A 19,672-nucleotide genomic window follows, 5' to 3' on the forward strand; every position below is an offset into this window, starting at 1 on the left:
AAAGCCAGTTGTTTTAGCTATCAACTACCACAACTGGCGCTTCTGTTACATTAAACTTCTAGGTCTTCCCCATTAGACTCTATTACTTTTTTATACCATGAAAAGCTGTCTTTTTTAATTCTTTTGCCTGTACCGTTCCCTTCGTTGTCTAAATCAACGTAGATGAAACCGTATCTTTTTTCCATTTGCGCGGAAGAACAACTAACGATGTCTATTGGGCCCCATGCACAATATGCGATCACTTCTACTCCGTCATACATCGCGCGTTTCATTTCTTTTAAATGGGCAGATAAATAATCAATACGGTAATCATCATGGATTTCGCCATTGTCTAATTCGTCGTACATTCCGAAGCCGTTTTCTGCAATAATGATTGGTTTATGGTATCTATCCCAGTATTGTGACAGAGCATTATATAGCCCTTTCGGATCTACAGCCCAGCCCCACGGATTTGCTTTTAAGTGCGGATTTGGGGTGATTGAAGCAGGATCCAAATCATTTTTCTTGGAATCGACCATTTGCGAATAATAATAAGAAAGTGCTAGATAGTCCATCGTGTTTTTTTGTAAAATAGCTTTGTCTTCTTCTGTGATTTCAATTGTAATATTATTTTCAGCAAAATAATTAAGCGCATATTGTGGATATTCTCCTTGGAACTGCACGTCTGCGAAGAAATATTCCATCCGATTACGTTTCATTGCAAGCACAATATCGTCTGGGTCACATGAGTATGGGTAGGCTGTGCAATCTGCCAGCATCGTACCAATCATTAAATCTGGATTCAATGCTTTGCCGTATTCATAAATTTTCGCACTAGCGACAAATTGATTATGAACTGCTTGATACGTTGCTGATAAATAATCATCGACAGCATCATATGGAATGGCAGTGGAGTTGAATGGTTCAAATTGGATTAAATTAATTTGGTTAATAACAATCCAATATTTCACTTTTTTATTGTAACGATCAAGGACAGTTTTGCCGTATTTTTCAAACAGATCGATGACTTTCCGATTATGCCATCCACCATGGTTTAAGACAATCTCAACTGGAGTTTCATAATGCAAAATGGTAATAATTGGTTCCATACCAAGTTCGATTATTTTGTCGATTAATTGATCGTAATATTTTAAACCTGCTTCATTTGGTTCCTCTTCTTCTCCAGTTGGGAAAATTCGCGTCCAGTCAATCGAAGTTCGAAATGTTTTAAAACCCATTTCAGCAAGAAGAGCTAAATCTTCTGGATAAGTATGGTAAAAATCAATACCGTGGCGTTTCGGATAATAGTTCACTTTATCTTCTATGCTTGCTTTAATATCTGCTAAACTTACGCCTTTATGTTGTTCTTCGCTAATTTCATCGTTTGTTTTACCTTTATGATATTTGTGTAAATCTGCTAAACTAATTCCTTTTCCATCTACTTTAAATGCACCTTCTGCTTGGTTGGCTGCGATAGCTCCACCCCATAAGAAGTCTTTTGGAAACTGATAATTTTCAAACATACTTTTACCTCCTATTTTTTCGTAAGTTCGGTCATTTTTTTGAATAAACGTAGCATATGTTCGCCGATTAGTATTTCACTTTTTGCTGTCATTAGAGTATCTTGGGCATGACAGAATAGAGTTGAATAGCGGATTTGGTTGCCTGAAGCTTCTAGTTGTAGTGTATCTGTTTGCAGACTATGCGCAATGACAATTTCTTTTTTTGCAGAGGCGATTAATTCCTCGGCTTCGTTAAATTCTAATTCTTCTAAGTGATTGAGACCTTTTACTAAATCATTTCTTGCGTTTCCTGCATGGATTAAAATATTCATGGATAGTTCATTTAAACTATCTGTTTCTTCAACATAGTCTTGCTCTGACATTTTAGTTCCTCCAATCAATTTGTTACCATTTCTTTCTCTGCTTCTACTGCATCTAGTTTTTCTTGTTTTAGTAAAGAGTTATCGTATGCTTTAAAGAATGGCAGATAGACGAGCCATGTGATGACGATAATCGCTAGACAAGCAATAACCGCGCGGAAGTCTTGTGTTGCGAGATAAGATGTTACTGGGTAAGGCATGTACCATAGCAAGAATGATTGCGCGGGGATACTCACTAAGTTCATCGACATAACGAAATAGGCGATGCTTGGAACTAGAAAAGCATTAATCCACGTTGGAATCATTAAGTATGGATTGAAGGCAATTGGGGCTCCGAAGAATAATGGTTCGTTGATGTTAAAAATTGACGGAACAATAACTGCTTTTCCGATTGCTTTTAGCTGTAAAGATTTACTTAAAATTAGCATCATAATCGAAAGTGATAAGGTTGTACCCACCCCGCCGATTGAAATTAAAGCGTACACTGTTTCTTGTGTTGCGATATTTGATGCACTTGCGCCATTTGCTACGGCTTGTGAGTTTTCTGCGAGTCCTGCCATATAAACTGGATAAATCGCTGGCATCATTACCCATCCAGAAATCCCGAATGTATAAAGAAAAGCGGGAATGAAAACCGAAAGCACAAAGCCCGGATAAGATTGTACAATCGATGCGAGTGGGCTAAACACAGCTACAATAACTTCAAAGAAATCGATATTAAATTGAACTGTAATTAACCAACCAACGATTAAAATAAAAGTAATTGGTAGTAAACTGTTAAACCAGCCGACAACGAAATCAGGGATTGGTGTATCTTCACTGAAGAGCGAACGTTTCGCTGCAAAATTCATTACACAACCAACAAATAGTCCCGTTGTAATCGACAAGAACATTCCAGTTGCCCCAAATCTAGATAAAATGAAAACCGCGTCTCCATCTGCTGAAATAGTCGGAAATAGTAACATTAAAAATAATACAAGTCCAGTAGCTCCGGAAATTAATTTTTGACTGCTATTCCCTTTTTTCTCCATCAGATAATACGGGATTAAAAATGCTACAACTAAACCGAACATCCCAAACGAAAAATTACTTATCATCGAAAAATCTGGCATACCTGGAAATAAATTTTTAAGAAGTGAAACGATGGTTACTAAAGAACCGACAAAAACGAGTGGAAGCGCAGACATAATTGCATCTTGAATTGCTGATACCCAAGGATTTTTAACAACTTTATTTACTTTTGGAGCAAATTTATTTGTCATAAAATCCATCACTTTGTTGTTCATCGTTTTATCCCTCCATATTTAAAATGAGATCAAGTGCTTTTTCGCCATTAAGTGTGCCGTATGTTGCTTGTGGAATGACTGATACTAAAACATCTTTATCAGCTACTTTTTGCTTTAAATCGTCTAACATATAAGCTAAATGTGGTCCGATGAGTAAATAGTCGATTTCGTTTATTCTTTCATCAATTTGAGACTCACTAGCTGCTTTCACAGTTACTTTTTCTCCGCGTTTTTTTGCGGCTTTTCTAATTGCTGCTGCCATAAATCCACTTGAAGCTCCTGACCCACAAATGAGTAAAATGTTTTTCATTTGTATCCTCCCTTTCCTTAACTTACTTTTATTATATAAATGACTGAATCCGCTTACAAATATACTTTTTTCCTACTGGTAGGAAAGTACGCAAAAAAGAACCCCTTCGCTTGATGCGAAGGAGTTCCATGCTCGTTTGATTTAATCACGATATTTTAAGTTAATGAATTTCACTTGGATGTATTCTTCCATTCCGTAATGACCATTTTCGCGGCCAAATCCTGAATGTTTTACACCACCAAATGGAGTTTCCGGATTGGATATAGCGATTTCGTTTGCACCAACCATACCATACTCTAGAGCTGCACCGACTTTTTCAACGCGTGCCAAATCTTTTGTATAGAAATAAGATGCTAGACCGAATTCGCTATCATTCGCCATTTCAATTGCTTCATCTTCATTTTCAAAAACGATAAGCGGAATTACGGGGCCGAATGTTTCTTCATAAAAGATGTCCATTTCACGAGTGACGTTATCTAAAACAGTTGGTTTATAGAAATTACCTTTGTTGTAATCAGAGCCAGTTAAACGTTCGCCACCAGTTAGGACTTTGGCGCCTTTATCTGTCGCGTTTTTAAGTTGTTTGTCGATTTTGTCGATGGCATCTTCGCGAATAAGCGGACCAACATTTACGTCGTCTAAACCGTTACCGACTTTTAGTTTTTCTACTTTAGCGACTAATGCTTTAGTGAATTTTTCTTTGATTTCTTTTGCGACAAATATGCGGTTTGGTGATACACATACTTGACCATTGTTACGGAATTTTGCTGCGATTAAATCATCTACAGCAGCTTCAAGGTTAGCATCCGCAAATACGATAAATGGTGCGTGTCCTCCGAGCTCAAGCGAGATTTTCTTCAATGTGTCAGCAGATTGTTTAAATAGGGTTTGACCGACTTTTGTAGAGCCTGTAAACGTTAATTTGCGGACATCATCACTATCTGTTAAAGTTTCACCGATTTCTTTCGAGCTACCCATGACGATATTAGCAACGCCTTTTGGTAAGCCTGCTTCTTCAAAAATTTCAAAGATAGCTAAAGCCGAAAGTGGGGTATCTCCAGATGGTTTTAACACAATTGTATTACCTGTAGCTAGCGCTGGTGCGAGTTTTCGTGTCACCATTCCACCCGGGAAATTCCACGGAGTAATTGCTGCTACTACGCCAATTGGTTGTTTTTTAACGATAAACGCATGGTTGTTTGGAGCTGGGATTGTTTCACCGTATAGTCTTCTTGCTTCTTCAGCCGCGAATCGGAAGTTTTCTGCGCCGGTTAAGACTTCTCCTTTTGATTCTTTTAATGGTTTACCTTGTTCTAAGGTCATAATTTTTGCTAAAGTATCTGCTCGTTCTTCCATTAAATCAGCAATATTATGCAAGAGTTTAACACGGTCAGCTAGTTCCATTTTGGCCCAATCAGGAAAAGCATCTTTTGCAGCTTTAATCGCTTGTTTTGTTTCTTTAGGTCCTGCTTGAGCAATTTTTGCGATGACTTCGCCGTTTGCTGGATTTACAATATCTTTTGTTTCTTTATTATCGCCGTCTGTCCATTTTCCATTAATAAATAATTTAGTTTGAACTTTTGGTAAGGCTGTTTCTTTAATACTCAAAAATACCACTCCTTAGTAAATTTTTCTGTCCGAATCTATCGTTGCTTATAATAGTGTTTTCCACAAATCGAAAAATTTAATCAGGATTTTCTTCTTAAACCCAGAAAATGGCTTATAAGAAAACTTGCTCCATCCCGGCATGATGGGCACGAGTGACTTTCTAAAAAACTTTAATTTTTTTCAAAAAAAACTAGCTGCAACGGGTGCAACTAGCTTTTTTGATTAATTTTCTTCAATTGGTTGATGTATTTCTTCTTTTACTTTTTTCGGTGCGTTTTTCTTATATGCAAGGAAATAGAAAAGGCTGACAAAAACTGCTCCGCCGACTACATTTCCGAGGTATACTGGGATGACGTTCCAAATAAAATCTGCCCATGAATAGTATCCAGCGAAAATTGCGGCTGGGATAATAAACATATTGGCGACAACGTGCTGAAATCCGATAGCTACAAAAGCCATGACGGGGAACCAAATACCGAGGATTTTCCCAGCAAAGTCTTTTGCCGCGTAACAAAGCCAAACAGCAATTCCAACAAACCAGTTACACCCGATACCTGAAACGAAAGCAACCCAGAAAGGATCGTTAATTTTTGCTCCAGCTGTTGCAAGTGTTTTTGGTAAAAAATCTCCTTCAGTTAAGCCGACGAAATGCCCAAAGAAGTAAGCAACGAAAAAAGCGCCTACTAAGTTCATGACGGACACAATCGCCCAGTTTCTAAGTAATTGTTGGAAGGAAATCTTTTTGTCATACCAAGCAATCGCTACCGCCATCATGTTGCCAGTGATTAATTCTCCTCCACCGAGTAAAATGCACACAAGCCCAACTGGAAAAAGGCTCGCACCAATAAACGTTGCAAAACTGCCCCATTCGTGAGGCATTGTTCCTACTGCACGTATGTATAATAAGTAACCAAGAGATATAAAGGCGCCACCCAAAAAACCTAGTAAAACGAGCGTTAATGTACTCGAATTTGCTTTTTGTGTTCCTTTTTCAATCGTAATCTCTGTTACTTCCTGCGGGCTATAATATCCCACATGAATCCCTTCCTTCTTGTTAAAATAATCACAAAATTGCGTTCTTATTATAGCATAATCAAAAACAGCTTGCTAGTATCAAAAAGCCCGGCACAAAAGTCCCGGGCTCGCGTTTTACGTATGGAGTTCTTTTACTACGGGTATCCTAATTTCAATATCCGCACTTTCCTCACCGTTTTTCGCATAAATTTCTAATTTAAATGGTAAAGGATCAAAAACTGGATTGTTTGCAGTAATATACGGCTTGTACTCTTTTTGTTGTATTGCTCGAGCTATTTCCTCGTAACTTTCTAGTATATCGGTCTCTGCTATATGTTCCGCTACAAAATAAGTATGTGCTGGAACTTCAATCCATTCAAGAGGTTCTTTTAAATGAGCGTACTTTTGCTCAACTGGGATAACAGCGTAATGCGTTATACCATCTTCTATATTATGGACGGAAATACCATAGACCTCTTTTAGTTCTGAAAAATCATCTAATTCTTGCGCAAGATTGAGCATTTCTTTAAAAGCTGTTTTAATTCCGGTATGAAATGCTTCTGTTTTTAGTCCTTCGTGAACAAGCGCAATCCCCGTGAAACCTTCCCATTCTTCTAATCGTCCTTGTCTAATCGCCATGATTAACACTCCTTTTAAAAAGAATATTACGGCAGAAGATTCATAGATGATTTTAATTTTTTTATCCGCATAACACATGATAAATACCCTACTAAACTTTACTTAAAACAAGATACTAAGGAAAATAATCGCTGCAATAATAAAAACAAAAGTGAGCCATGCAACAGGACGAGCAGTGTTGATCGTCCAGCCAATGCCAAAACGTTTTTCAACAAATAAAGCAGGATCATTCCTGTTAAAATAGATTACTCCAGCTTTCCAAAACGCATCATCATCACGAATTGGTTTATTCACATTATCTGGTTCGTTAGCAAATTTTAGCCTACTTCCACCTTGTCCTACTTTTACGGCTAGAAGAACTGTTCCAAGTAAAATTAAAATGATAGAAATGCTCATGGTAATCATCATAATTTCAGGCGAGAGTGAAAGTAAAATAACTGCTTGCATTACGAGAAAATCAATAACCAGAATAACGCACATAATCAACATTGCTTTACTAGAAATTTGTCTAAACAGCATATTCCGTTTTAATGAATCTGCCGGGTTTTCATTTTCCACCGTTTGTTTGCTTCTCGCAATAACGAAATTAATAAATATAAATAAAGCAATCATCCCTAATTGTAGCATTGGTAAAAGTAAAGCAGCTCTCACCGATTTTTGAACGGTGTCAGTCACAATCCCATTCATGTCAAAATGGACTGGAAAAGCCTCTGGTGCAAGCGGATAGAATACGGCTGTAATGGCAAGTGTGATAATAAAAATAAGTAATGGTACTACAAACCAAGTATACGAAATAACCATTTTCCTGCGATGAAAACTAGTATCTACCATGATAATAGAATTGGTTGAAATTTCGCCAGACTCGATTTTTTCTCTTTTCCACTGTAATGTTGTGTGATGAAAACGATAGTAAATAATGAAAGAAACAATTAATTGACCAAACATGGATATGATAAAGATTCCCGCTTGGATGTTTTCACTCCAATGGAAACCTTGAATTAACGCAATTCCAATGATAGCGACCAATACAGTCCACAAAATCACTTGACCAACATATTGTTTTTTAAGTTGGGTTAGTTCTGCATTTCGATTAGCTCGTTCGCCCACATTTACCCCGAAACATTCGGATTTACGTATTACAAATGGCGTAATTGCTTGCAGTGAAATAATAGCAATACTGACAAAAATATAAATGATGATTTCCATAACTACTCCACTCCCCGCCCTTTTATTTCGTCAAAAATAGCTTTACTAATTTCTAGCCACTCTTCCTCACTCACGCTACGCACAATCGATTCTGCAATTAATGGTCTTAGTTTTGTTTGCAGCTTAGTGAAAAATAGTTGATCTGCTTTTGCCACGCCATCTGGATGTATAACTACTCCTTTTTGGCGGTGTATTTGAATAAATCCTTCTTGCTTTAAGATTTGGTATGCTTTATTTACGGTATGAAAATTAATACCAATATCCGCACCAAGACTCCGCACGGAAGGAAGTTTATCTCCCGGTAAAAGTTCCCGTTTTGCCATGCCTTCAATAATTTGATTACATATTTGTGTATAAATCGGCTCGTCTGATTGTAAGTCAATCGCGAGTAACATACAAACACCTCTCCTCTAACTGTTATACATATTGTATAACACATATATTTTTAAGTCAACATCATAAATTCAGTGGCTATTTAAAGCAGTTAATGGTACTATAAAATTTAACAATAAGGTTTATAGAAAGAAGGGGATCATTTGAAATTTTCACGTTTTAGGGATAGTAAATTGTTTTTTTGGACTATTGAAATTTTAGCAGTTGTGGCAGTTTTATTTATTCTGTTGCAGATGAAGTACATATTTTCACCAATCGGTATAATCGTTTCCACTTTATTTATGCCTATTCTAGTAGCAGGATTTTTATTCTATTTATTCAATCCGCTAGTTTTATTTTTAGAAAAGAGAAAAGTTCCGCGACTTTTAAGTGTTATTTTGATTTTTATCGCGTTTATCGCGCTTGTTGTTCTAGCTGTAATGCAACTCGGTCCAACACTTGCTGACCAAGTAGCTGAACTTGCAAAAGCAATACCAGGTTACTGGCAAGATTTTGAAAAATGGCTACAAAGTCTCTCAAATAATTCTGCATTAAAAGATATTGATATGAAACAAGAACTTTCGAAACTCAACATTTCCTTACCGAAAATTATGTCTGTGGTAGTTGATGGGGTAGCTTCTAGTTTTGGCGCGATTATCTCGTTTGTTTCTGGTTTTGTTATGATTCTTGTAACAGTTCCATTTATCGTCTTTTATATGTTTAAAGATGGTCATAAATTCGTTGAGTCTTCTGGCAAATTTTTCCCAGCAGGCATTCGTACTGAAGCGAAACAAATTATTAAAGAAATGAACAAAACAATTTCTACTTATATTAGTTCTCAAGCGATTGATTGTATGTTTGTTGGTTTGTTTACTTTTATTGGTTACTTAATTATTGGTCAACCATATGCGCTTCTGTTTGGATTTATTGCAGGTGCAACGAACATTATTCCTTATCTTGGACCATTCCTTGGAGCAGCTCCCGCGGTTATCGTGGCGCTATTCACTTCTCCAGTTCAAGCTTTACTCGTAATTGTTGTCGTTACTATCGTTCAACAAATTGACTCTAACTTACTTTCTCCATATATTATGGGTAAATCATTATCAATTCACCCGCTCACTATTATCATCATCTTGATTGTTGCAGGTAATTTAGCAGGAATTTTTGGAATGATCTTAGGTGTTCCACTTTACGCGGTAGTAAAAACAATTATCGTCAATGTGAATCGGTTAATTAAATTAAGGCGAGGACAGCTGGCAATTGATAATAATCCACCTGGGTCTAATCCGCCGACAGAATAAAAAAACGAGCTTTGGGAAACTAGTTCCTAAAGCTCGTTTTTTCTATGCTTTTTTAAAATGAGAAGTATCGTTTAAACGTTCTAATTTGAATAAACCATTTTCATAAGCTAAAACAGTAACACTCGCATTGTCTAGAATGACCGATTCGTCCATGGATGGTTCTAGTTCGTGGACAATATTGCGAATGGTATTTCCGTGAGCGACAATTAGAACATTCCCGCCTGTTTCACGGTGCCGGTTAATGACATGTAAGAAACCTTGTTCTACCCGAGTCCAAAATGTCATAAAATCTTCCGCATCACCAGTTGGGTCAGCGGCTTTCGTGCCATTCATCGTTTCTCGAACATCTGCGTTTTTGAATAATTCGTCTTGATTTGCGTAGCCCATGTGATGAGCGATTTCGTTCCAAGCTACATCGCCTTTTTCACCTTCATAGGAACCGAAGAATGTTTCCCGAAATTCGCTTAGTGGTTCAAGAGTTAGACCGAATGCATGTTTATTTTCTTTTAGTAAGTGTCCTGCTGTTGCGATTGTACGGTGTAAGTCACTTGAATAGGCTGCGACGAATTCCGTTTCGGCAAGTCCGCGACCACTTTCTTTTACAACTTCAATTCCTTCTGGTGTAAGCGGCGTATCAGCCCAGCCCTGCATACGTAGATTTTTGTTTAAATATGTTTGACCATGTCTTACAAAATAAAGTGATAATTTTTTTCCCATTACGTACTTCCTCCTCCATCGTTGTTTTCTATTTCATTGTAACAAATTCTTCAGATCCTGTTGGGTGGATAGCAACTGTATTGTCAAAATCAGCTTTTGTTGCTCCCATGTTAATAGCAACGGCGAATCCTTGAATCATTTCATCCACTCCGTAACCAATACCGTGCAGGCCGATTACGCGTTCTGTTTTCCCTTCACAAATCAATTTCATCCGGCAAGGTTCGCGGTGGTCTGTAATAGCTGTATACATCGACGTAAAGCTAGACGTATATACTCTAATATTTTCTTTGCCATATTTTTCAATAGCTTCTGGTTCTGTTAAGCCAACTGTACCAATAGCTGGATGGCTAAAGACAACAGTTGGAATATTTTCATAGGTTAAATGAGCATCTTTTTTATTATTGAAAAGGCGTTCTGAAAGACGACGACCAGCAGCAATCGCAACTGGAGTCAATTCGTAATGCCCCGTTACATCGCCAACTGCATAAATCCCGTCTACATTAGTATTTTGGAATTTATCTACCGCAATATGCCCGCTATCTACAAGTTCAACGCCCGCTTTTTCGATTTGAAGCCCTTTAATAACCGGTTTACGTCCGATTGCCCAGATTAAAGTATCTACTGTTTCCGTACGACCATCTTCTAAAAAGATAGTTAAACTACCATCCGAGTTTTTTTCCACTTTTTGAGGAACGGCATGTTTATGCAAAGTCATGTCAGATTGCTCGATCAGCTCAGTCAATGTATCTGTTAAAATCGGGTCAAAATTACGAAGAGGAGCATGTTTACGTACAAAAAGATGCGTATCTGATCCAAATTGCTGTAATACACCGGCTAACTCAACAGCAATATAACCCGCGCCAACAACCGCCACTTTTTTAGGAAGTTCTTTTAACGCAAAAAAGCCGTCTGAAGTAATGCCATATTCTGCGCCAGGGATGGAAGGAAGTGCTGGTTCGCCGCCCGTCGCAATTAAAATATGATCCGCTGTCACTAATTCACCATTCACTCGTAACGTTTTTTCATCGACAAATTCGGCGTAACCTTTGATCCATTCAACTTTATTGTTATCAAGTCCATTTTTGTAGGAACCACGAATTCGTTCAATGTAAGCTTCTCGGTTTTCTACTAATTTTTGGAAGTTAAAGCTTGAATCCACTTGGTAACCATAAGCATCTGCGTATAAATCCATTGCTTCTTTGATTTGTGCGCCGTACCACATTACTTTTTTAGGAACGCAGCCAACATTTACACAAGTACCACCTAAAAATTTTGGTTCAATTAATGCACACTTTGCCCCGTGCATTGCCGCGCGGTTAATAGAAGCAATCCCGCCACTACCGCCACCAATCGCAATATAATCATAATGCTTCTCCATACAAAATCTCTCCTAACATTTCTTCGTTTTCGTTTTTATAAATACGCTTCGCCCCGCATAATCGCGAGAACCCGCGGATTTGGTAAGTAACGTTTAATCACTTGAAGTTTTTCATAGGTGTCGGTATCTCCTAAATGTTCAGCAATACCCATAGCAACGGCGCTACTTCGACTGACTCCAGCATGACAATGGACTACGATTTGCGTGAAATCTGGATGTTCATCCACAAAATCATAAATCAAGTCACGATGAACCTCATTAAACAGCTTCATCTCGGCCTGCTCTTTGTCACTTAATCCCCAGTAATCGTCTTCTTCGTTTATGTCGTTAAAATGAACGGGCAAAATAGCTTCAAAAAGTGCTTCGTGTTTGAGCGGCTGATACGTTGCGCCAACATCCGCAATACGAATAAGTAAAGTATGTTCTGAGCGCGGCTTAAATTGAACCGCTACTACTTCTGGTACGGCAATTATCCGTAAATCAAATGGATCAAAATCAATTTGGCGCCTTTCTTTGTTAATATAATTCGCCATCCTGCATGTCCCCTTTTCCAGTGCAACAAGATTTTCCTTCGCCTTATTCCTCCTCTATTCTATCACGGTTCCACACTTTTACATAAAGAAGCAGTTTCAAACGCAAAAATAACCAAATAAAATTATCTGGTTACTTTTTTCCTTGGCGGTAAAGATCTTTTGTTTTGTATCCTTGACTCAAAATATCGACCATTTCTACGCGTCTTTTTTCTTGAGTGGCTGGTTGTTTGGCAGAATAAATATAACGCGCCCAAACACGCTGGTATCCTGTCGCTAAATTATTGTAAAATGCTTGTAAATCACCTTTATCTGCTAAAAATTCTGCGACAAGCGGTACATAATCGGCATATTCATCTGCGGAAGGATTATTTTTCTTTACGCCCTTCGCTTTTAGTTTTGCTGCTTCTTTTAGACCAACAACCGTGTATGTTTCATCAAGCGCAACCATTCGCGTGAATTTGAGGGTGCTACCGTCGACGTAACCTTCCTCATCGGTTTTAAGCGCCGGCATGAGTTCATCGCGGTGGACATATGTAGCGAACTTTTTATTGCCTTTTTTCGGATAAGCGAAAAATAAATAACCATTCGCGGAAAGTTTTTTAGTAGCAATGACTTCTTTCGTAAAAGACACCAATTCTTCTAGCGTTTCAACAAAATCGAAAATTAAGTCATATTGCTTATTTGCTAGTTTTTCTTCGTAATTCGCTAGATTTCGAAAATAATCCGCTCCATCTGGTTGATTTAGGATGACTGCTTCTTTGTATTTAGTCAGTTGTAATTTTTCTACTATTGTCTTCTCTGCCATATTCCAGCACCTCGTTTGTATAGTTTGGTTTCAGTATATAGCCTTCCCTCCAAGTAATCAAGCCAAACTCAATGTAAAAAAATAGACCGAGCAATGGGGCCCGGTCTACTAATCATTTTATTTAAAAACAACAATCTCGTTAATTTCAATCGAAGGGTCTAAACTTTTCGCAACCGGGCAGGCATCTTTCACTAAATGCACGGCTTTTTCGGCTTTCGCTTCGTTACTTTTATCCACTAAATCAACTGTGAAAGTAACGTTAATTTTCGTTAAAACATGCACGGCACTTTCTTGATTTTGCTCATAATCGGTATGAATGCTTAAATCATTTATCTCAATTCGTTTTTTCTCAAGTAATGTTTGATATACATATCCGCTGCAAGCCGCAACCGCAGCCACTGTTATTTGAACTGGAGAAAAACCTTCATCTTTAATTAATGTCCAGTTTCCATTTGGATGTACAAGTTCTAATACTTTCCCATTTTTCACTAAATCCATGATTAATTCCTCCAATTTAATTCTTACAATTCTTATATGAATAATAAGATTATAGCTCAAATAAAAAGCCATGTCCAATTTCCGATACGAAAAAAAGAATCCAAGTTAAACTTGGATTCTTTTTGAGCGGTCCCGACGGGATTTGAACCCGCGATCTCCTGCGTGACAGGCAGGCATGTTAACCCCTACACCACGGAACCATATGTATAGAAAATGAATAAAAAAGTGACCCGTACGGGATTCGAACCCGTGTTACCGCCGTGAAAGGGCGGTGTCTTAACCGCTTGACCAACGGGCCAGATAAAAAACGAAAAATGAATATATATTCAATTGAATTCATTTCTCTTACACCAGCTTTTTTATTATAACATAATCTCAGTCACTGTCAACGGCTTTTTCTAATTTTATTTACAATTTTTTTATCTCATGATTTTTATGCATTTTTGCTAGTATAAAATAAAGTCAGCTATGCTTATAAAAAGGCACGCTGACTTTATTTTACTTTTCTCGGTGATCTACCATAATAAAACTTCTCGTATCATAGCGATGTCTTGAACGGGAATATTCGACTGGTCTACCATCTTTTAAATATACTACTTGCTCCACTTCTAAAACTGGATCATGTTCCCCGCACGCTAAATATTCTTGGTCATATTCAGATGGCTTATCGGCATTAATTTTTCGAAATGCACCACTTAAAACAAGTCCTAGTGTGTCTTGTAAGTATGCATAAATAGAATGATGCAAAATCTCTCTCGTTAAACCTGGAACTAAATCTGCTGGCATGGTTGTATGCTCTAATACATACGGCTCACCATCTAACAGGCGCAAACGAATCAATTTATACACTGGTTGGTCTACTTTAATCAAGAGTTGTTCTTGCGTTTTTTCATCTGGGAAAGCAATATCGAATGCAATGATTTTACTTCGGATTCGATTGTCTCCCATCATTTTTGTTAGACCGTCATAATCTCGCAAACTCGCATCTTGTTTATTAGCTAAGGCATTTTTCATCACAAAAGTTCCTGCACCACGTTGTCTGTAAACAAGTCCTTCAAGCGCCAGTACGTCAAAGGCTTTTTTTATTGTCATTCTGCTACAATCATACGCTTTAGATAAGCTCACTTGATCAGGAAGAATGGATTCTGGTGGATAAGTACCGTTGTTTATTTTTTCACGGATTTCTGCGGCAATCAGTTCATACTTAACCAAGTCGATCGCTCCTTCGTTTGAATTAAAAATGTCTAGCCATTTCCAATCAAATTATAGCATATCGAAAAGGAAAACATAACTTATTTGATAGCTGCTTCGGATTCTCTTGCTATATTCGTGCGGTCAACAAGTTTAAGGAATGGATACCAGATGATTAAGACGATGAAGAAATCCACCACTTGAAGTGCCCCGCCGAGCCATGAGTTTGTTGCTAAAATTCCATTGATGATAATTGGCACTGTCCAAGGTACAGATACCCCAGTTGGAGCTGGTACAATTCCAGCAGCCATCACAAAGTAATTAAGTGTAGTGACAACTAATGGTGCAAGTATCCACGGAATTAAAATCGTTGCATTTAACACGATTGGCATCCCGAATAATACCGGTTCGTTTACATTAAAAATACCAGGTCCGAGCGCTAAACGACCGATTTCCTTGCTTTGTTTGCTCTTCATTAGAAAAGCGAGCGCGATTACTACAGCAAGTGTCATCCCAGATCCACCCATGCCGACAGTAAATACTTCCATGAATGGTTTTGTAATAATATGTGGTAACGGAGACCCAGCTTTATAGGCATCCAGATTTTCAAGCATTAACGTATTCCAAATTGGGTCCATTACCGAGTTTACAATAATTTGACCATGTAACCCGAAGAACCACAATACTTGGACAAAGAAAAGTGCAATCAGAGTTGGTATAATTCCCGATCCTAAACCAACAAGCGGTTTTTGAATAACCGTGTACACGACATCATGTAAGTTGGTATTGAAGAAGAATTGAACAATAATATTAATTACTAAAAAGATACTTAATGTCAAAACTGCTGGTATTAATGCAGCAAATGATTTAGCAACTGCTGGAGGCACCCCATCAGGCATTTTAATCGTCCAATCACGTTGCACGAAGAAACGATATAATTCTCCAGCAATAAAACCAGTAATCATCCCAATAAACATACCTTTTGCGCCAAGTCTGTCTAAAGAAAGTGCTCCAGTAACTAATTCCCCATTAGCACTATTAAAGAAAAATGGCGTTAAAATCAAGAAACTAGCGAGCGCAACAGCACCACCATATATAGCTTCTACTTTATAATACTTCGATAACGAATAACCAATACCAAAAACGACAAAAACCGTCATAATACTCATCGTCGCATTTTGGGCATTTCCTAAATAAAGTTGTAAAGTAGCTTTCGTTTCATCACTCCAAAATGGCAGATTCATCAAAACTACAGCAATAGAACCAAACATTGTCAGTGGAAACGCTAACATAAAAGCATCTCGTAAAGTCGTTAAGTAACGATTCTCCCCTAACTTTGCAGCAAGAGGCATTAATTTATCCCCAAGCAACTCCATAAATTTATTCACTTTTCTTCCCCCAAACGTATTTTTTTCTATAAGAAAACGTTTTCTATTTATTATTATACTCATTTATTTTTAAATGTCTAGTCTTTTTAAAATAAAAGACCAAACAAAAAAGGCTTCCATCATATTGATGAAAGCCTCAAACTTATTTTTTCTTTTTCTTTGCTAGCTTTTCTGCTGCTTTTTGTTTATTTTCTGCTAATCGGAAAAGTGTCATTTCTTTAATTAATTCATAAGGAACTTCTTCTTTGATAGGAAATTGAACCGCACCTTTTGAATACTTATACTTTCCTAATTGCTTCTCAAAGGCCGAAATGCCACTAGGCGCTGGATAAAACCCGTAATGATTTTTCGCGACTGCAAAATGCACTAGATTGCCTTCAAAATAAAAAGTTGGCATTTGATAGCTGATTTTCTCAGTTGCTTCTGGGGCAGCAGCTTGAATTGTCTCTCTTATTTTTTGCAACACTTCTTTTGTTTCCGGTGGCGCTTGGGTAATATATTCATCAATCGTTGTAAATTCTAGTTTATTATCCATAGTCCATTCCTTTCTGAAACGTTTTTCTTATTATAGCAACTCTCTTCTTAAATGCCAATTTTAGCGCGCAAAAAAGGTTACCTTAACATTTATAAGGTAACCTTTCTTAATTACGGAGAAGGAGGGATTTGAACCCTCGCGCCGCGTGAGCGACCTATACCCTTAGCAGGGGCACCTCTTCAGCCACTTGAGTACTTCCCCAAACGCAACAGGCAGGATTCTTGTTCCTGCGCCCACTCGGTTAACAGCCAATTACGCTATCAACGGAGCTACTGTTGAATTATCTGACTTCCATTAGTATACGCAGAATTAAGCAAAAATGCAAGGCTTTTTAGGGGGATTCTGTATAAACTTTTTTTGAACCAGTTTGCTTTAATCTTCCGCCGCAACTGCCACAGCGATAACGGTTTACATTAAATCTGCGTTGTCTTAAAAATGACTTCCCGCAACTTTTACATGTATATTCATGCATTGTAATTTCACGCGGAATCGCAGCACAAAACCTTGGGGCGTCTACTTTTTTTAATAATTCACGAAAATCCTTGTCGCGATGTTGGTAGCCTTTTTTCTCTAAATGAAGGTGATAATGACATAATTCGTGTTTCATAATGCCGAAAAAGTACTCTAAGCCAAAGTTTTCTAAGTACTTAGGGTTCATTTCGATATTGTGGCTTTTGAGTAAATATCTTCCGCCGGTTGTTCGTAAACGCGTGTTAAAAACAGCTTGGTGACGGAATTCTTTTTGGAAAAATTGCAGCGACACTTCTTCCATGTGCTGCTGCAATTCTGTTTGATTCATTATTTGACACTTCCATCTGGATTACGCATTGTTAAAGCAATTCGATTTTTCTTCGTGTCTACTTCATCAACCCAAACTGTTACAACGTCTCCTACTGAAACGACATCCATCGGGTTTTTAACAAAGGAATTACTTAGTTTTGAAATGTGCACAAGTCCGTCTTGTTTCACGCCAATATCAACAAAAGCGCCAAAGTCAACAACGTTACGAACAGTTCCTTGTAACTCCATTCCTTGTTTTAAATCTTCCATCGAAATAACATCTTGTTTTAATAGTGGAGCTGGTAGTTCATCACGAAGGTCACGTCCTGGAGCAATTAAGTTATCAATAATGTCGCGCATCGTTTCTTTACCAATGCCTAGTTTTTCTGCTTCTTCTGGGATACTAAGAGCTTGTAATGCTGCTTTTAAATCCTCACTACCAATATCATTCAAGCCAAAACCAGCTGCTTTTACAATTTGCTCTGCTGCTTTATAGCTCTCAGGGTGAATAGCTGTTTTATCAAGCGGATTTTCGCCCTCTAAAATACGTAAGAAACCGATACTTTGTTCATATGATTTCGCGCCGAGACGAGGAACTTTTTTCAACTCTTTACGAGAAGTGAAAGAACCGTTTTCTTCGCGATATTTACGAATGTTATTTGCAACCGTTTTGTTTAAACCGGCAACATATTGTAAAAGTGATGCAGATGCTGTATTTACGTTGACGCCTACTTGGTTAACGGCTGTTTCAACGACAAAAGTTAGCGTTTCATTCAAGCGTTTTTGGGCAACATCGTGTTGATATTGTCCTACTCCTACTGATTTTGGATCAATTTTTACAAGTTCTGCTAATGGATCTTGTAAGCGGCGTCCGATGGAAACTGCGCTACGTTCTTCTACTTGATAATCCGGAAATTCTTCACGAGCTGTTTCACTAGCAGAATAAACACTTGCGCCTGCTTCGTTGACAATACAATAATAAGCGTTTGATTTCGATTCGCGAATAACTTCTACGATAAATTGCTCTGTTTCACGAGAAGCTGTTCCGTTACCAATCGCGATAACTTCTACTTGATAAGTGGATAAAATCTCAGCTATCTTTTGTTTTGCTTCTGGACGTCGCGCCTTAGCAGTATGCGGATAAACAACACCGATTTCTAGCACTTTCCCCGTTTGATCTAATACAGAAAATTTACAACCTGTTCTAAAAGCGGGGTCAACGCCAAGGATGATTTTTCCTTTTAAAGGTGGTTGTAATAGCAGTTTGCGCAAGTTCTCGGAGAAAATATGGATTGCTTGTTCTTCTGCTTTATCAGTCAGTTCACCGCGAATTTCACGTTCAATTGCCGGACCGATAAATCGTTTATAGGCATCTAAAATCGCTTCTTCTACGTATGTTCGTGTTGCAGAATTACGGTTTTGGATTACTTTTTCAAAAAGATATTGGAAGATTTTTGTTGTGTCTACTTGGACTTGTACGCGTAAAATATCTTCTTTTTCACCACGATTAAAAGCAAGTATCCGGTGACTAGCAACTTTTCCAATCATTTCATTAAATTCGTAGTACATTTCGTAAACGCCTTTTTCATCAGCTTCTGCGTTTTTTGCTCGTGATTCAATCATACCGAATTTTCTAGTGAAGTTACGAATCCATTCACGGAAAGTAGGTTCATCACTGATTTGTTCGGCAATTATTTCATGTGCGCCTAGTAAAGCGTCTTCTGCTGACGTCACTTCTTTTTCTTCAGAGATGTATTTGGCAGCTTCTTCAAGTGGATTTGCTTCACCCGGAAAGCTCATTAACCAATCGGCTAGAGGTTCTAAGCCTTTTTCTTTGGCAATGGTTGCTTTGGTGCGTTTCTTTTGTTTATAAGGGCGGTATAAATCTTCTAATGCTTGATGCTTTTCAGCTTTTATGATTGCAGCTTTCAGTTCATCTGTTAATTTTCCTTGTTCATCTATTAAGCGAATAATTTCTTCTTTACGATTTTCTAATTTAGTAACGTATTCAAACGTTTCTTCAATATCGCGAATTTCAACTTCATCTAGGCTACCAGTCATTTCTTTACGGTAACGTGCGATAAATGGAACAGTGTTGCCTTCTTCCATTAGTTTAATTACGGCGTTAATTTGCGCTGGTTTATAAGTTAGCGATTTTTGGACTAATTTCATTATTTTTTCTTGCATTTGTTCCATACTTGATAGCCTCCAATTATTTCATTATCTATTAAGTGTAACATAATTACGTTT

General features: G+C 37.8%; 20 protein-coding genes and 4 tRNA genes. 1 reads left to right on the forward strand and 23 read right to left on the reverse strand.

The genetic code is table 11. The features are described from left to right. Positions 1-50 precede the first annotated feature (50 nt). The 9 genes from OC533_RS03775 to OC533_RS03815 all read right to left on the reverse strand — a co-directional run bounded on the left by OC533_RS03775 (position 51) and on the right by OC533_RS03815 (position 8,319). A complete protein-coding gene (locus OC533_RS03775) occupies positions 51-1,502 on the reverse strand; it encodes a glycoside hydrolase family 1 protein (RefSeq protein WP_003766167.1) in 1,452 nt (483 codons plus the stop codon). An 11-nt stretch (positions 1,503-1,513) separates the two neighbouring features. Next, positions 1,514-1,864 (reverse strand): PTS lactose/cellobiose transporter subunit IIA, encoded by a 351-nt coding sequence (locus OC533_RS03780; protein WP_003761354.1) that lies wholly within the window; start codon positions 1,862-1,864, stop codon positions 1,514-1,516. Positions 1,865-1,878: 14 nt separating this feature from the next. Beyond that, positions 1,879-3,147: a PTS sugar transporter subunit IIC gene (locus OC533_RS03785; RefSeq protein WP_003761352.1), complete on the reverse strand. Its 1,269-nt coding sequence runs from the start codon at positions 3,145-3,147 to the stop codon at positions 1,879-1,881. Between the two features lie 4 nt (positions 3,148-3,151). Then, positions 3,152-3,457, reverse strand: a complete 306-nt coding sequence (locus tag OC533_RS03790; RefSeq protein ID WP_003761350.1) for a PTS sugar transporter subunit IIB — start codon at positions 3,455-3,457, stop codon at positions 3,152-3,154. Between the two features lie 141 nt (positions 3,458-3,598). After that, positions 3,599-5,065: an NAD-dependent succinate-semialdehyde dehydrogenase gene (locus OC533_RS03795; protein WP_194323331.1), complete on the reverse strand. Its 1,467-nt coding sequence runs from the start codon at positions 5,063-5,065 to the stop codon at positions 3,599-3,601. Positions 5,066-5,287: 222 nt separating this feature from the next. Then, positions 5,288-6,100 (reverse strand): formate/nitrite transporter family protein, encoded by an 813-nt coding sequence (locus OC533_RS03800; RefSeq protein ID WP_003766162.1) that lies wholly within the window; start codon positions 6,098-6,100, stop codon positions 5,288-5,290. A gap of 114 nt (positions 6,101-6,214) precedes the next feature. Next, positions 6,215-6,718 (reverse strand): effector binding domain-containing protein, encoded by a 504-nt coding sequence (locus tag OC533_RS03805; RefSeq protein WP_003771151.1) that lies wholly within the window; start codon positions 6,716-6,718, stop codon positions 6,215-6,217. A gap of 102 nt (positions 6,719-6,820) precedes the next feature. Further along, positions 6,821-7,924, reverse strand: a complete 1,104-nt coding sequence (locus tag OC533_RS03810; protein WP_194323330.1) for a DUF1648 domain-containing protein — start codon at positions 7,922-7,924, stop codon at positions 6,821-6,823. Positions 7,925-7,926: 2 nt separating this feature from the next. Continuing rightward, positions 7,927-8,319, reverse strand: a complete 393-nt coding sequence (locus OC533_RS03815; protein ID WP_003761337.1) for a GntR family transcriptional regulator — start codon at positions 8,317-8,319, stop codon at positions 7,927-7,929. Between the two features lie 141 nt (positions 8,320-8,460). On the opposite strand from OC533_RS03815, the gene OC533_RS03820 reads away from it, so the two are divergent. After that, on the forward strand, positions 8,461-9,597 hold the full coding sequence (locus tag OC533_RS03820; protein WP_003761335.1) for an AI-2E family transporter: 1,137 nt from the start codon (positions 8,461-8,463) through the stop codon (positions 9,595-9,597). A 42-nt stretch (positions 9,598-9,639) separates the two neighbouring features. On the opposite strand, the gene OC533_RS03825 is transcribed toward OC533_RS03820, so the two are convergent. The 14 genes from OC533_RS03825 to OC533_RS03890 all read right to left on the reverse strand — a co-directional run bounded on the left by OC533_RS03825 (position 9,640) and on the right by OC533_RS03890 (position 19,618). After that, complete coding sequence (locus OC533_RS03825) at positions 9,640-10,314, reverse strand: histidine phosphatase family protein (RefSeq protein ID WP_003761333.1); 675 nt, start codon at positions 10,312-10,314, stop codon at positions 9,640-9,642. A gap of 28 nt (positions 10,315-10,342) precedes the next feature. After that, positions 10,343-11,692 (reverse strand): glutathione-disulfide reductase, encoded by a 1,350-nt coding sequence (gene gorA / locus OC533_RS03830; protein ID WP_194323329.1) that lies wholly within the window; start codon positions 11,690-11,692, stop codon positions 10,343-10,345. Between the two features lie 35 nt (positions 11,693-11,727). Beyond that, on the reverse strand, positions 11,728-12,225 hold the full coding sequence (locus tag OC533_RS03835) for a tyrosine phosphatase family protein (RefSeq protein WP_003766152.1): 498 nt from the start codon (positions 12,223-12,225) through the stop codon (positions 11,728-11,730). A gap of 130 nt (positions 12,226-12,355) precedes the next feature. Then, entirely contained in the window at positions 12,356-13,030 is a 675-nt protein-coding gene (locus OC533_RS03840; RefSeq protein ID WP_070753394.1) for a YdeI/OmpD-associated family protein, read from the reverse strand. A 117-nt stretch (positions 13,031-13,147) separates the two neighbouring features. Continuing rightward, positions 13,148-13,528, reverse strand: coding sequence for an OsmC family protein (locus OC533_RS03845; RefSeq protein ID WP_194323328.1), 381 nt, complete (start codon positions 13,526-13,528; stop codon positions 13,148-13,150). Between the two features lie 127 nt (positions 13,529-13,655). Continuing rightward, positions 13,656-13,728, reverse strand: a tRNA-Asp gene (locus OC533_RS03850). 26 nt (positions 13,729-13,754) lie between these two features. Next, positions 13,755-13,826 (reverse strand) — tRNA-Glu (locus tag OC533_RS03855). 200 nt (positions 13,827-14,026) lie between these two features. Beyond that, positions 14,027-14,740 (reverse strand): GntR family transcriptional regulator, encoded by a 714-nt coding sequence (locus OC533_RS03860; protein ID WP_194323327.1) that lies wholly within the window; start codon positions 14,738-14,740, stop codon positions 14,027-14,029. Positions 14,741-14,820: 80 nt separating this feature from the next. Further along, on the reverse strand, positions 14,821-16,107 hold the full coding sequence (gene celB / locus OC533_RS03865) for a PTS cellobiose transporter subunit IIC (RefSeq protein ID WP_010990670.1): 1,287 nt from the start codon (positions 16,105-16,107) through the stop codon (positions 14,821-14,823). Positions 16,108-16,249: 142 nt separating this feature from the next. Continuing rightward, the gene (locus OC533_RS03870; protein ID WP_003761325.1) at positions 16,250-16,642 is read right to left on the reverse strand and encodes an iron chaperone; all 393 of its coding nucleotides are present in this window, start codon (positions 16,640-16,642) and stop codon (positions 16,250-16,252) included. A gap of 113 nt (positions 16,643-16,755) precedes the next feature. Further along, a tRNA-Ser gene (locus tag OC533_RS03875) sits at positions 16,756-16,843 on the reverse strand. Between the two features lie 3 nt (positions 16,844-16,846). Beyond that, positions 16,847-16,920: transfer RNA gene (locus tag OC533_RS03880), tRNA-Asn, on the reverse strand. Between the two features lie 53 nt (positions 16,921-16,973). After that, positions 16,974-17,441 (reverse strand): SprT family protein, encoded by a 468-nt coding sequence (locus tag OC533_RS03885; protein WP_003761323.1) that lies wholly within the window; start codon positions 17,439-17,441, stop codon positions 16,974-16,976. Beyond that, the gene (locus OC533_RS03890) at positions 17,441-19,618 is read right to left on the reverse strand and encodes a Tex family protein (RefSeq protein ID WP_185625187.1); all 2,178 of its coding nucleotides are present in this window, start codon (positions 19,616-19,618) and stop codon (positions 17,441-17,443) included. The genes OC533_RS03885 and OC533_RS03890 overlap by 1 nt, the downstream gene beginning before the upstream one ends. Positions 19,619-19,672: the final 54 nt, after the last annotated feature.

Origin of the sequence: Listeria sp. Marseille-Q6474 (assembly GCF_946902005.1) — a bacterium.
In the GTDB taxonomy this organism is placed as follows: Bacteria; Bacillota; Bacilli; order Lactobacillales; family Listeriaceae; genus Listeria; species Listeria innocua.